10 protein-coding genes and 2 pseudogenes are annotated in these 13,570 nt (G+C 52.0%); 2 read left to right on the forward strand and 10 right to left on the reverse strand.

The window, feature by feature from the left end; genetic code table 11:
• The first annotated feature begins 263 nt into the window (after positions 1–263).
• Entirely contained in the window at positions 264–1,403 is a 1,140-nt protein-coding gene (locus AB2B41_RS11945) for a polysaccharide biosynthesis/export family protein (RefSeq protein WP_367878029.1), read from the forward strand.
• Positions 1,404–1,501: 98 nt separating this feature from the next.
• On the opposite strand, the pseudogene tnpA reads toward AB2B41_RS11945, so the two are convergent.
• Positions 1,502–1,903: pseudogene (gene tnpA, locus AB2B41_RS11950) on the reverse strand (IS200/IS605 family transposase); the annotation flags it as partial.
• Positions 1,904–1,990: 87 nt separating this feature from the next.
• On the opposite strand from tnpA, the gene AB2B41_RS11955 reads away from it, so the two are divergent.
• Positions 1,991–3,075 (forward strand): IS3 family transposase gene (locus tag AB2B41_RS11955; RefSeq protein WP_367878030.1). Its coding sequence is split into 2 segments (ribosomal slippage): positions 1,991–2,243 and positions 2,243–3,075, totalling 1,086 coding nucleotides; the frame shifts between segments, so codons are not numbered across the junction.
• Between the two features lie 198 nt (positions 3,076–3,273).
• Here AB2B41_RS11955 and xrtD read toward each other — a convergent pair.
• From xrtD to AB2B41_RS12000, 9 genes and pseudogenes are all read right to left on the reverse strand, one after another.
• Positions 3,274–4,875: a VPLPA-CTERM-specific exosortase XrtD gene (gene xrtD / locus AB2B41_RS11960; RefSeq protein ID WP_367878031.1), complete on the reverse strand. Its 1,602-nt coding sequence runs from the start codon at positions 4,873–4,875 to the stop codon at positions 3,274–3,276.
• Between the two features lie 632 nt (positions 4,876–5,507).
• Positions 5,508–6,710 carry a hypothetical protein gene (locus tag AB2B41_RS11965; RefSeq protein WP_367878032.1) on the reverse strand — a complete coding sequence of 401 codons (1,203 nt, stop codon included), beginning with the start codon at positions 6,708–6,710 and terminating at the stop codon, positions 5,508–5,510.
• 11 nt (positions 6,711–6,721) lie between these two features.
• Positions 6,722–7,051: pseudogene (locus tag AB2B41_RS11970) on the reverse strand (SDR family NAD(P)-dependent oxidoreductase); the annotation flags it as partial.
• Between the two features lie 12 nt (positions 7,052–7,063).
• Positions 7,064–7,381, reverse strand: coding sequence for an SDR family oxidoreductase (locus AB2B41_RS11975; RefSeq protein ID WP_367878033.1), 318 nt, complete (start codon positions 7,379–7,381; stop codon positions 7,064–7,066).
• Positions 7,382–7,976: 595 nt separating this feature from the next.
• The gene (locus AB2B41_RS11980; RefSeq protein WP_367878034.1) at positions 7,977–9,041 is read right to left on the reverse strand and encodes an EpsG family protein; all 1,065 of its coding nucleotides are present in this window, start codon (positions 9,039–9,041) and stop codon (positions 7,977–7,979) included.
• Positions 9,035–9,964, reverse strand: coding sequence for a polysaccharide deacetylase family protein (locus tag AB2B41_RS11985; protein ID WP_367878035.1), 930 nt, complete (start codon positions 9,962–9,964; stop codon positions 9,035–9,037). The genes AB2B41_RS11980 and AB2B41_RS11985 overlap by 7 nt, the downstream gene beginning before the upstream one ends.
• Positions 9,965–10,040: 76 nt before the next feature.
• Positions 10,041–11,243, reverse strand: coding sequence for a carboxylate--amine ligase (locus AB2B41_RS11990; protein WP_367878036.1), 1,203 nt, complete (start codon positions 11,241–11,243; stop codon positions 10,041–10,043).
• Positions 11,240–12,202: a glycosyltransferase family 4 protein gene (locus AB2B41_RS11995; RefSeq protein WP_367878037.1), complete on the reverse strand. Its 963-nt coding sequence runs from the start codon at positions 12,200–12,202 to the stop codon at positions 11,240–11,242. Before AB2B41_RS11995 ends, AB2B41_RS11990 begins: the two co-directional genes overlap by 4 nt.
• A 140-nt stretch (positions 12,203–12,342) precedes the next feature.
• Complete coding sequence (locus AB2B41_RS12000; RefSeq protein ID WP_367878038.1) at positions 12,343–13,569, reverse strand: glycosyltransferase; 1,227 nt, start codon at positions 13,567–13,569, stop codon at positions 12,343–12,345.
• Position 13,570: the final 1 nt, after the last annotated feature.

A 13,570-nucleotide genomic window follows, 5' to 3' on the forward strand; every position in this document is an offset into this window, starting at 1 on the left:
CTCTCTGTTCGCATGTAGATCGTCGGTGACCCTCAAAATAGTCAAGCCAAGGTAACGTCGATAAGCCGACTGAACGATCCTCCTAGCCCATTGCCTAGTCCGCGCACAGCGCCTGCGGTGTGGATCCTATATGCAACATGTCAAGGAAACGCTCTGCAGACGATTGCCTAATCCTCCCAAATCTGTCCTTTTGTCGCCTGAACAGTCGGCTACTGGACCCAGTCCTACCGGCGCAGAAGAAAATGTGGGGCGAAGGCCATATCATGAAACCAGTGTTTGCTCGCATTACACGACCTATTGCTGTTGCTGTCCTCTTGACGGCACTTGGGGCCTGCGCCTTGCCGCGGCCCGGCCCAACCAAAGGCGAAATTCTTAATGCCGAATTCGAAGAATCTAGCGGGACGCAGATCGTAGAAGTCGATGAGCGGATTAACCGCATCGTTGCGGTTTCCCCATCCTCAAGCTTGCCTGCCAGTTTCCGTAAGGCTGGCGCTGCGGCACCTGATCGCATCCGCCCAGGAGACACACTATCGTTCACGGTATACGAAAACGTTGCTGACGGAGTGCTCTCACGCGGAAAAAGTGGGGCTTCTAGGCTTCAGGAACTGCAAGTCGATGAGGGCGGGTTCGTCTTTATTCCATATGCCGGTCGCATTCGGGCTGCCGGGAATTCGCCTGAGCGGCTTCGACAAATCATCACCGAAAAGCTGGCCACACTGACTCCTGAGCCTCAGGTACTGGTTCAACGTGCTGCTGGCGACGACGCGACAGTATCAATCCTTGGAGATGGCATTAGGTCGCAAGGTGTCTATCCAATTGAAAGGTCGAGCCGCAGGTTGATGGAAATGCTCGCAACTGCGGGAGGGGTCACGGCGCCAGCCGAAGTGGTGCGAATCACCGTCTTGCGGAACCAATCCAAAGGTGAGCTGTGGTTTGAAGATGTTTATGATCACCCGGAATACGACATAGCTCTACGAGCAGGAGACCGTATTCTCGTTCAGCGTGATCCCCGTGGTTTCACGATCTTCGGAGCAACGGGAAAGCAGACAAATGAACTTTTTGGATCGAGACAGCCATCAGCTCTTGAAGCCGTCGCGCAAGTCGGAGGATTGAGGACGAGGGATGCCGACCCAACCGGCCTGTTCGTGGTCCGCAGGCAAGATGCCGATCTGACTAATAGGGTGCTTGGCCGCAATGAGGTATCGGAAGAAGTCAGCGTTATTTATGTGCTCGACCTAACCAAGCCCAACGGGCTCCCCTTGGCACGAGACTTCGACATTCGCGATGGCGATACGATTTACGTGACTGAAGCACCTGCTGTGCAGTGGCGGAAGAGCCTCGACATCATTCGCAATACGACTGCGACAGCTGCCGCCGTGGAACGTGTAAGCACAAGCAACTGACAAGAAAGCCGACGGATCGCCCCGACTTCAGGAAAAGGATCGGGGCGATCCGTCGGCTATTTCGTTGCCTGATGAAACATTGGCTCAGAGCGCCCGTTTCATGATGCAAGGGCTTCCCCGCATTTCCTTCGCAACTGGACTACCGACCGGCTGGCGCCGTTGGGATTTGCGATATGCTGTTCGAGGTACTGGAGTGCGATGCCTTCCGTAATGGCGCCGTTGGTGGTTGAAAAATAGCCTCGGCCCCAAAACCGCCTGCCCCAGTAGCGTTTCTTCAGGTGCGGGAATTCCCGCTGCACCTTGTGGAAAGACCGACCTTTCATCAGCCGGACCAGATCGCTTGCCGCCAGCTTCGGCGGCGCCGACACGAACTTATACACGTGATCGCTGGAAAGCACCCTGCCCAAGTTATCAACATCGTTCTCGCGGCACACCTGACGACAGATGTTACGCACGCGCAGACGCACCTGACCGGTCAAAACCTTCAACCGGTACTTAGTGGATCAGACCAAGTGGTATGGTAATCCCCCCGAAATTTAGGGGTGTGCGAAAGTAGAATTTTCTCGAAGATGAAAGAGGAGATTCTGATGAAGAAATCGAAGTACAGCGACGCTCAGATCATGAGCATCCTGAAGCAGGCGGAAGGCGGTGTGCCGGTTGCCGATCTTTGCCGCGAGCATGGTATGAGCAGCGCGAGCTTCTACAAATGGCGATCCAAGTATGGCGGCATGGACGCCAGCCTGATGGCCCGGATGAAGGAGCTCGATGAGGAGAATAAACGGCTTAAGAAGATGTATGCTGAGAAGAGCATACAAAACGATCTTCTGAAGGAAGCTCTTGGAAAAAAGTGGTGAGACCGTCTCAAAGGCGCGAGATGGCCGAATGGGCGGTGCGCTATCGATCCGCCAGCATCGCTTTGGCTTGCAGGGCGTTTAGCATCAGTGAAACTTGCTATCGGTATCAACCAAAGCTCAGCGATGAGAACGAGTTGATCGCTGATTGGCTGGTCGCGTTGACGAATGCCAAGAAGACCTGGGGCTTCGGCCTTTGCTTCCTGCATCTGCGGAACGTGAAAGGGTTCAAATGGAACCACAAGCGCGTCTATCGCATCTATCGCGAGTTGGAGCTGAACATGCGGATCAAGCCCAGGAAGCGCTTGCAGCGCGAAAAGCCCGAGCCGCTGAGGGTGCCTGAAGCGCCGAACGAAGTCTGGTCGATGGACTTCATGGCCGACCAGTTGGCGGATGGTCGTTCGTTCAGGACATTGAACGTGCTGGATGACTTCAATCGCGAAGGTCTGGCCATTGAGGTCGACTTCTCGCTGCCGTCAGAACGCGTGGTTCGGACATTGGACCAGATCATTGCGTGGCGAGGGAAGCCTCTGGCGATCAGGGTCGACAATGGCCCTGAATACATCAGTGCCAGGCTCCAGAACTGGGCAGTGAAGGCTGGGATCGGCTTGATCTATATCCAGCCAGGCAAGCCTCAGCAGAATGCCTATGTAGAACGATACAACCGGACTGTCCGCACGGAATGGCTGGGGCGATATCACTTCCAGAGCATCGAAGAGGTACAGGACCACGCTACCCGATGGCTCTGGACCTACAACAATGAAAGGCCGAACATGGGGATCGGAGGAATGACCCCAATACAGAAACTGAAAGCAGCTTAGGTTCTACTGAAGCGCCCCTCTAAAAATGGGGGGATTACCGTATCGATGGTAGAACACGGAGTGCTTGCCGGTATCATACTGCATGATCGTATCCTCGTGCTGAAGCGCTTCCGACTGAAAATCGGAGGGTTTGCTCCTAAGCGCAGATACTCAAGTCCAGAGCGTAGATTTACGTATCGGCGGTCGCCAACAACTTGTTCAAGCACCAGGGATAAACCGCGGCAGTTGGGGCAGCAGCTTTGTCAAAAGGTCGTTCAACTGAGCGTCGGCTTCGACTTCTGGCTGATCCTTTTTGATTGGACTAATCAACCTGATGATGGCTCCGTCAAAACGTCCGGCCACCACCCCCCGTGTCAGCACGGAGAATTTCGCAGTAGCATTCCGAGGTATCGCCCGCCCCATATGAGTGAACCAATAGTACACCAACATCCGCTCCTCTCCTCTCTGGACGATCACGCGATTGATGTTGAAAGGGGCTTCCAAGTTCAGTTCGCTGGCAATATCCACCAATTCCACTTTGGCAATTTCCCAACCCGCTCCAGGGAGGCAAATTTCCGGGTTATGCATTACACCATCCGCCGCCAGATCCTCATACCAAGCTGAAAAGAAGTCTAGGCTGGGTTCGTCTGGCGACCTACCAAACTGAACCGCGATATAATCATCCGCAGATAGCACCCTTTCCACTGCAGGCGAGAACCTTCGCTCCTTTCCAATCTGTCGCCAGTCGCCAAATTGCTGAGGAAACTGCGCAAATGCGAACCGTTCTGGTGCAACGGCCGCGCGATCTGGAACGAACGGCCAAACGCTCACGAACGCGATCATCATTACCGTCGCGGCGATCAGCGCCGCTGACGGCTGCACGAGCTTCAACCGCGCAGCCTGAGGCAACAGCCCATGCGTATCGAGATCGAGCGCATCTACGAGACGCATCTTTCGAGGGTTCAGTTTCAGCAGAACCCAAGCAAACAGGAAGAGGATCAGCACGCTGGACATAAAGATGACCCAACCCTCGAAGAAATGCGTGAACCCTTCAAGCCACTCTGCTCCAAAATGCTGCATCAGGATTCCAGCCATTGCGATCCGTACCGAGTTCATGAACACAGCAATGGGGGCCGCGGCAAACAAAAGAAGAAGTTTGTGCCACTTCGGACCCTGATAAAGAACTGCGAAGATATAGGAAAAACTGAGGATCGGGAACAGATACCGAAGGCCCGAGCAAGCCTCCGCCACGTGCAGCCTCAGGACCCCGAGGTCAATGATATTTCCGTCCAGATAGACAGGAACGCTGGCGAGACGCAGAAACCAGACACCCAATTCAGAGGAAATCAGCTGTAGGGAAGTTGAGACCTCGTAATACAGCATTCCCGGCAACGGCAGCATGAATGCGAGATGCACCACGGGCGGCCAAAAGTTTTTGCCAGTTTCCCAGCCAAAACTGATCAGAAGGATCCCCGCCACCCAAATGATAATGGCATAGGCCTCAAGCGAGTCTATTTGTAAAATCTTGCCAGAAAACGCCACCACAATTGACAACAGAATGAGAACCACACCTTGCCATCGATCCCTCTTCGGTCCGGGCTGAGGTGGATACTCCTTGAGTTCACGCAAAAACATCAATGCAGAAAGCACTGGGATCAGCGGTCCATGGCTGTATTCCGGTTTACTCCATGCCTCGAGCAAGATGGCAAAGCCGTGGGCAAACAGTAGTCCGGCCGCAAGCGTGATCAGTACAAGCCAGAACAGACCCCAGGTCAGAAGACCACTTGTGAACTTGCTCAAAAAAGAATTTCGATTTGCCATTGAAGTCATAAAACAAATCCCCTCAAAGGATCCAAAGAGAGTTTGAGCTCAATATGTCATGCGAGCTTATTACCAGCAAATCGCTTTTCTTGATATTCACAGTAGCGTCAGGAAGATGCCTACCGAGAAAATAAGCTGGTTCGGTTCCATTTCTTCGCGCTCATACTTGAGCACCAACACTTTCATATATTTCTTCCTGCCACATCATTTTACCGGTCATACGATACATCAGGCCCATGGCATGCCCAAGTTTATCTCACGGAGCAGTGCACTCGAAGCTCAGCGCTGTTCAATGGATTTTACCAGGCTCCCCAAAGAGTTTTCGCTTAAAGGTCATGTCGTTTCTGGGCGACAAAGGTCCGCGCGAGTCGTGCATACTCAACGCCTTGCATGCGCGGTGTCGCATACAGGTCTGTCCAAGACACCACGTAGTTCCGACGCCAGCTATTTGAAGTTACCGACCTGACGAAGTTTTTTCACCTTTTACCAACACTCACTGCGCACAAAACGATCTGATCCTATGTCAGATCGTTCCGGTTCTCCCTTATTCCGTCTCCAATCAACACAAGGCAAAAAGACGTTTAGGCAATGTCTTTCCAGTCACGATGCGACAGATTTGCATCGCATGGGGATCACAACTCAAGAACTCTCTCCATCCAGAACTGATGAAGGGGAAAAGGCCTTTCCAATTCAGCGCCTCCAAAAGGACCTAAGAAACAGAAGAGCGCTATCGGCCAGTTCCATAATGACATCGTAGACCCCTCACGGGAAACCAAACGGAGCGTAATTAAAAGCGCCATACTAGCGCTCATGGCGAACCATCTGTGCAAATCTGCTGCTACAAGAGAAATAAGAATTGGCGCAAAAATAGCACCAACAACCAATACCGCTTCTGCAGTACTCGCGACAAATTGCATAGCTCTCAAGATCAGAAAGAAGACATATAACAGAAGCGGGGCCAAGAAAAATATCTTTCCATTCATGAACGCGATTAGGAGACCTCTAGTCAGATCAAAATTCTCTTCAACAGAGGAGCTCAGTTCAAAAAATCCACTCCAGAGCGGGTGCTTCTCGGATGCATTGGGAAGCTGTTCCTGCATCACCTCAGTGAAAGCTGGCTCTGATATTTCAATCTTGCCAAAATAGAATACGACAAAGACTGTAATGAGCAAAACAGCGCAAGAAAAATAGCTTTTCCGATTTCGGAAATCTTCAGTTTCGCTCTTTTGACAGACATAATATGCCCAGAACTGTGCCGGTACAGTAACGAGAAACAGCTCATGGATAAGGACGCCAATAATCAGAAACACGGCAAATAATCGTGAGTTTGGCATGTACAGAATATTGATGACAGCAAGAATAAAGACAAAAACATCCAGCGCACCCGTTGTATATCCCGAATGAATTATGAGTGCAGGTGAGAATGCGATTCCAAATACAAACAAAAGGTCGTTAAGGCCTTCCTTTATGCAATAGTAAGCTATGAGTATCGAAAAAACTAATATGGCAATGCTGTGAATAAAGAAAGCAAAATAGTATTCATTGGAAAACAGCATGTTGACTTTTGTCTCTGAAAGAATGGTGCCAACAAACCCCCGACGGAAAAACCCAAAGTCAGTGTATGAAATGTAGAGCTGCCAGATCCTTCCGTAAGACAGAACCCCCAAGTCGGTAAAAAGCCACCTGTTAAGAACAAGAAGTGAAAAGCATGCGGCTAAGAAGAAGATCACCACGGTCGAGATGGGAGACTGGGTGCCTTTTAGTGTAGTCATATTTTCATTCTCTTGAAGATTAGCTCTGGGATGCTCCGAATGACCATCATGATGATCCGCCATATCGGCTTCACTTAAATGATGTTACGCCGTCGCTGAGCGGCACTGAAAACTGCATTCGCCGCTTCAGAAGGCTGTGCTGACAGGTTGGCTGGTAAGTCCATGCCACCTGTCATTTTCGTTAAGACATAGCCAGGCAGGAAAGTGATTACGTGCACGCCTCGCTTGGCCATGCGATTATGCAAACCTGACAGAAAAGCGGTCAAACCTGCCTTGGCGGAACCATTGACATAGTTGGTCGCCCTACCCCTTTCGCCAGACACAGAGCTTATGCCGACAAGAATGCCAAAGCCGAGTTGTTCAAAGCAACGTGATAGTTCAGCGAATATGCTCGCAGGTCCCTGAAAGTTTGTGTGCTAGACCATTGTAGCGGCATGTGCGTCCCGTTCACTCTCTTCCTGATTGCCCATATAACCGGCAGCACAGACCGCGATCCTCGGCAATTCAGGAAGAGCATCCACGAACGCTGCATGAGATCCAAAGTCCAAAGCATCGAATTCATGCAGACTCACCTCGACATGATAGCGCAATGCGATGTCAGATCTATCAGCAGTCAAGCTTTCAGCATTTCGCGCAGCCAACTGGATATCATATCCTTCTTTCGCTAATCGATGCGCCACCGTCATCACGATATCACTCCGCGCACCAAGAACGAGGACAGCGCCTTTTTTCATAACCTAAGCCGCTCCGACTGCGCTGAACGGTAGGCGGCTGATGCCCCCTCGGCTCTCCGATATCTCGAGTATCCATTAGTGCGGTGCTCAGATTTCGAAAAAATGTCACGCGACATGCAGGCATCTTTAGCGAGATTAGAACGCCCATCATGCTGAAGGACAATACGATTGAGCGGGTCTATCAGCGCCAAGGTTTTTGTATTCACTGGAAAGTCCAGAGCCAACGTATATCCCTCCATCGGGAAAGAAAACCGACTCTCTTGCACGCCAAGTCACTTGAGAACCGTTAGGAAGGGAGCGAGGCCTGCTGCTCCGGTCGCGGTAAGCAGCTCGGTTAGGTTCACTGGTCTCAACTGCTTTTCCGAGCATGGCATCTTTTGGCATCTTAGGTCGTATGAAACTCGTCACTATTCAATCTAGGTATCGACTCAATATAGAAGTTGGCAACTCCTGTATTTCTTATGCGGTCCGAATAGACTATTCCTTGTCCCGACTTGCGAAGCCTGTAGGCGATTACGACGAACTTGCATGCTAACTGAAGATCATAGCTGCACTTCTGGGAACCGGCGAGAACCCCCTCTGACAGTGTATCTGCTCACAAACCGAGCATCGAGGATAACCCCCAGAAGTTCTTGTAAGGGAGATAGCAGATATCGGCATGACGGGACGTGAGAAACCAAATTGTCGTGTATGAACCATAAAGAAGAACTGGAAGAAAAAGGACAATGCCACGGTTCAGCCTTGGAAACGCCACGCGCCCGAGCGCGGCAAATGTCACAATACTCAAAGGCATCACATAATAGATCACCCTATGCAAAAGAATAGATGAAAAGAAAGCAACAGGGATCAGTGAAAACGTCAGGGCAGTCGTCAAGCGCATGAGCTGAAACGAGTCCGAAAATGAATTCCCCAGTTTCTCACGATACTTCAAGAAAAACAATGCCGGCATAAGAACTAAAACGTACCGAATGAGAGCGCCGCCAGAAGTGATATCATCACTTTCAAGGTACCTATCACTATAGGTCTCAAATCGGTCTCCGAGAAGCATTACGGCCACAGGTCCCAGTATCAATGCTGATCCAAAGAGCGCAATTCCAGTTACCTTCCTGCCAGCCAAGGGGGCAATCGGAAGGAACATCAAGGCACTTGTGTGGAATTGCGCCGCTACTAGGATCCAAATAGCTGTCCAGAGTTTGGAACCCCGCATCCAAGAGACAGAAGCCACCGTAATAAAACCAACTGCAAGGCCTTGCCGGATTCCGGACATCGAAAGTTGGACAATCACCACAGGGAAGAGCAGCGCGAGGATCAAAAGGCCATCCCGATGCGCACGACAGAACCTTAATAAGCAGGAGACGATGATAATCGTGGCGAACATATTGAGCCACATGTAAGAGAGATCGTTCTCGCGAACGAATTTCGTTAGAAGCCAAAACCCAGGCTCATCAAAATCAGAGAACAAGTCACCTAGTGACTGATACAAAGGTGTTATCAGAAAACGGTGGTAGTATCCCGACCAATCACAACCTACCTCATTTCGTGCGCCCATAAACCAAAGAAGAAATATCGAAAAGAAAATGAGCCAGAACCTCTGACTTTGTTCTTTAACAGTTAGCGCGGCCCAGGACAGAAGGAAATATACGCCGATGTAAACTAGCAAAATTCGCCACCCGCGGACGGTCTTTCATGTGCAGCTTGCAACATGGTCACACTTTCCATCCCGAGGGATGTATTCAGCCGAGCATACTCAGCCAATATGCTCTCGAGTTGCACGAGGCTTTCACGAGTATTTCGACCAAAGTTATGAGGGTGCCACCATAAATGATATTGTTGCCCCTGCTTTGCGGCCACTCTCATCTCGGAGCGAACGCGATTCAGGTGCAACCTTGAATACGCTGGCCAGGAGCTTCGATAGGGCCGAAGGAACCGTGAAGCTCTTACGTCTCGAGCGCCAACACAGTATTCAGGTTTGACAAGGTCTTTTCGGGAAACGACCGGAATGATGCTGTCCAACAAACGCAGCCCGCGAACAATTGGTGTGACCTTGCGGTTTGCCATGGAACGATAGGCGAACGCATCCGGTTGGCCCCGAAAAGCAGTGATGCCCTCCTCCACGCATATGCCCACATGGCTGGTACTGTACTGGTTGCGTGGAAAGACGATGCTTCTGAGGTGATGGCCCGCACTCTTCGCTATGGCCTGTGCCGACTGGATATCGGCCCTGAACGCATCGAGTGTCTGCCCGTCCTCGAGGCAATAATAGTGCGCGAATGTATGTGTTGCGATCTCTTGTCCGGGAGTTTCAGCCACAAGATCGAGAAGGGAGCGCCCAAAATGATAGGGGTCCTCTTTCTCATTTTCGCCGATTTCGTCCCGGATGGCTTTATAGTTTGAAAGGGACGTGTTTGAGTATTGGGGCAGAACATCCGGTATGTAGCCAAGCATCTCCTTGCGCGTTCGCGCAAAAAGCAATCCCACGGTTGCCCAGGTCGCACGCACTCCATACCGTGAGAAGAGCTTCAGCATTTCCGGAATCGCTTCTCGTCCGCCAAGTACAGCATCTCCGTAGCTCTTGGTGCTCATATGGTAACGAACGCCCCACATGAGCTCAAAGTCCAAAGAAACGATAAACCTGCCAGTCACTCTTTGCCCTCGGCTCTCAATCGCTTTTCATTCCCGGAAAAAACCGCAGAAGCGCTTTACGCAGATATAGCTTCAACTCCGCCCAGACAGGCGCCCTGTCACCCGGAACCCCGACCGCCGAAACCCATTTGATGGCCCATTTGGCCGCAGCGATATCCGGCGGCGGAAGGACAAAGTCTTTCTTGAAACGATAGAACAACGCCGAATATACGTCCTTGAGCACATACCGCCAGGCCACACCATCCTGTTGTGGACGTTCGTCCGGCAGGGGCCCGGCGCCGGTGAGATCTCGGTACGATGCCAAGGCAACGGTCTTTCCCGCGGCTGTCGAGGCAGAAAACCAAAGAGAGGGTCGTGGATTGATTTCGATGATCTTTCTTTTGCCGGTCTTGGGGTCCCTCTTAAACTCGGCCGCCGCAATGCCCCGAAAACCGATATCTTGAAGGAAACGTTCAGCAATTTCGCGGGTTTCAGGTTCATCCTCGCTGATGACCAGAGAGGCAGAACCAAACCCTGGAGGATACTGCCGAAGTTTCCGGCAGGTAAAGGACTGATGGGCACGCCCCTCCCGGTCGAAATACGCCGTAAACAGGGTGATCTCGGATTCGGGGCCGGGTACAATCTCCTGCACCAGCAAAGTCCCCGCATGTTCGGGGATCGAGTGAGTCACCTGCGCATAGTCTGTCGCATCCCTGGCAACCCAGCCTTTCTGCCCAGCCATTTCTGACTTGATATCATGGATCCGACTGGGCTTGATCAAAACGGGGAAGTCAATCGAGTGTGCCAGCCCGGGCATATCGGGCTTCTCGACTTCGTGCAGGCTCGGGTACTCGACACCGTATTCGTCGCAGAGCCGATAGAAGTCGGCCTTGGTCAGGATCTGTGCTGCTAAGCCATCCCCATAAGACTCCTGAAAGACAAATGCGTCAGCCAATGCTTCCCGATGGCGGATGATGAACTCTAGGTCCTGATCTGAGGTTGGAATGAGCACAGGTTTGCTTCTCTCATGACCAGCGCGCTTGATGAGCTCTGCCAAGCGACGCTCCTCGTCCGGCTCAAGGATCAAATCCTGAAGGTATCGCGATGCAGCACCGGACTGCGCCTCTGTCCCTACCCCGATGACCGGAATACCTTCAGCCCCCAGCTCTCTAATGGCGTAGAGCCCCGTCGGTGAAAGGCCAAGAACGAAAGCAGATGGAAAGCCGTTCTCAGACTTCATCGTCCACCCTCACGCGAGCTAAGGACGTTGTCGAAAACCTCCCGAAGCAAACCAGCCTGTTTAGCTGGCGAAAACCTTACTTCGACATCCCGTCGCGCCGCTTCCGCCACGCGCTGACGAAGCTTCGGGTCTTCTAAGAGCTTCGACAATGCCTCCTCCCACTCTCGGTCTGAAGTGCAAAGAAACCCAGTCTCACCGTGCTTGATGAGCTCGAGATTATAGCCGACCGCCGTGCAGACAGCCGGGACACCGGCAGCCATGTATGTTCTGGCCTTGCCGCCTGACTTGCCTCGAGACCACTCTTCGAGCGGCAAGGGCATCAATCCGATTGAAAATCGATGAAGGGCATCCACTTCGCCATCGAGCGACCAATCGGTATGCGTCACCGGTAAACCTGGCAACTCAAACTCACCGCCACCAACGATCTCAAATCGAACATCTGGATAACGCTCGGAAATTCTGGCCAGAACGGGCTCGATCAAGCGCAGGTACTTGACCGTCGATTTCGATCCAAGCCACCCGATGACCACTTCGTCAGCATTGGTGTGAGAAGGCCGCATTCGAAACCGATCCGTATCTTCGGCCACCTCCACTGTCATCGACTTGCCGCCCGCTTCGATAGCCTTGTCACGCAGCCAATCATTGCCTGCAACAACGCAGTCGCAAATCCGAAAGAGTTTCAGCGCTTTTTGAGGCGACCGAAACATAGTTGCCAAGCGGCTGTAGCGGCTGGGCTTCTTGATGAACAAAGCGTCATCGTAGTCAAAGATGAGGCATGCTCCCAACGCTTTCATCAGTCGTTCGAAAACCGGCGGGCCAAAAGGCAACAGCTCACGCTGCAAGTAAATGATATCGTACTGCCTGAAGGTGCGGAGCGCCCAGATGCGGCGGAACGTGGCTCTTAGCGCCGCTGCAGATTTCGCCGCCGTCCGGCCAGGCGAAAAACTGAGGTCGTACATAGGGCTGTCCATGAAACTCTGGACCGCACAGACCACCCCAAGTCGCTCCAGGTGTGGGACATATTGGAACACGCGATACCGGCTGCTAGCGCCCTCATGTGGATAGCGCGTGAGGAACAGCACTTTGACTTGGCTTGACGTCAAGCCGGGATTCCTTTTGCACTCTCAGAGTCGGATCCAGAAAGGCGTCGGTAGATCCGGCTGTACTCTGCGACGCCATGATCAAGTGAGAAGCGCCTTTCTGCAGCGCTGACGCAACGATCTACGATGTCTGGTTCCTCCGATATTTCTATCAAGCTCTTCAAGCCTGAAAGCAATGTGTCCTTTTCGAAGTCATCAATCCCTATACCAGTACTCGTTTCTCGAAGTGTTCTCTCAACATCTCCAACGCCAGTATTCGCTAGAACAGGTTTTCCACAAGCGAGGAACTCTCCCAACCGAGTAGGGCTTGTTGCGGTTTTTGACCACGTAGGTCTATAGAAAAATATGCCTGCATTCATTCGAGCTATATGCTTCGAAACCTCAACGAAAGGAGCCGAAATGATCTCAACGCGATTGAGATCAACGCCAGCATCAACCAATTTTTTCCGAATCGCCACATGTTCGTCCTTGTTGATGACAAGAAAGCGTGAACTTGGCCGCAACCTGAAAAGTAAGGAAACGGTCTTTGCTATCTCCTCAAACATGTACCAACTGCCCGCCGAACCAAGATAGCCCAGCGTAAAGGCTCCCGTCGGCTGCGGGTCAGGCGTAACCGGACGAAAAAGCTGGATATTCGTACAAGTTGGAATCACCGAAATCGGCGGCAGATGTTCCTTTAGATAGTCAAATGCCTCGATCTCCCTCTTGCCAGCCTGCGTAAGGGAAACGACATGATCAGCTCCAAGGAACAAGCGGCGTTCAATCCATTTGAAGGCACGATACCGCATCCATTCGCGTTTCCAAACTCCACCGTCTACTCGCTCATCCGGCCAAAACCCCCGCATGTCAAAAATGAAGCAGGCACCCGTGTTTCGTTTGACAGTGAGCCCAATAATTCCCGCAATATACGAACGGCAATGGACCGTCTGGATTCGGTGTGCTCGTGCCAGAGCAGTGGCTTTTCGCATCCCAACTACAATGTCATAGATCGTCGCCGGAATGCCCGGCCGATTATGATAGGTCAGCCGATGCCAATCCACGCCGACCGATCGGCACCTTTCAGTAAGAGCGTTGAGTTCCGGTTTATTGGCAACCAAATGTGGTTTCTCGAAGCTCAGCAATGTAATGCGATGATCTCGCGCCAAGCCCAATACGTATTGAAGCACTTGGCTTTGGCCAAGAGGATCAAGCAGGCCGGTGTAGGAAATGTAAAGAACATTGGCCATT

This window comes from Sulfitobacter sediminis, from assembly GCF_040811725.1.
GTDB classification, from domain to species: domain Bacteria; phylum Pseudomonadota; class Alphaproteobacteria; order Rhodobacterales; family Rhodobacteraceae; genus Sulfitobacter; species Sulfitobacter sediminis.

What these genes read in the sequence shown, in the direction of transcription:
- AB2B41_RS11975 (WP_367878033.1), bottom strand. Translation starts at nt 7,381, where the DNA reads ATGAAAAAAGGCGCTGTCCTCGTTCTTGGTGCGCGGAGTGATATCGTG.
- xrtD (WP_367878031.1), bottom strand. Translation starts at nt 4,875, where the DNA reads ATGGCAAATCGAAATTCTTTTTTGAGCAAGTTCACAAGTGGTCTTCTG.
- AB2B41_RS11990 (WP_367878036.1), bottom strand. Translation starts at nt 11,243, where the DNA reads ATGAAGTCTGAGAACGGCTTTCCATCTGCTTTCGTTCTTGGCCTTTCA.
- AB2B41_RS11945 (WP_367878029.1), top strand. Translation starts at nt 264, where the DNA reads ATGAAACCAGTGTTTGCTCGCATTACACGACCTATTGCTGTTGCTGTC.
- AB2B41_RS11965 (WP_367878032.1), bottom strand. Translation starts at nt 6,710, where the DNA reads ATGGCGGATCATCATGATGGTCATTCGGAGCATCCCAGAGCTAATCTT.
- AB2B41_RS11995 (WP_367878037.1), bottom strand. Translation starts at nt 12,202, where the DNA reads ATGTACGACCTCAGTTTTTCGCCTGGCCGGACGGCGGCGAAATCTGCA.
- AB2B41_RS11985 (WP_367878035.1), bottom strand. Translation starts at nt 9,964, where the DNA reads ATGAGCACCAAGAGCTACGGAGATGCTGTACTTGGCGGACGAGAAGCG.
- AB2B41_RS12000 (WP_367878038.1), bottom strand. Translation starts at nt 13,569, where the DNA reads ATGGCCAATGTTCTTTACATTTCCTACACCGGCCTGCTTGATCCTCTT.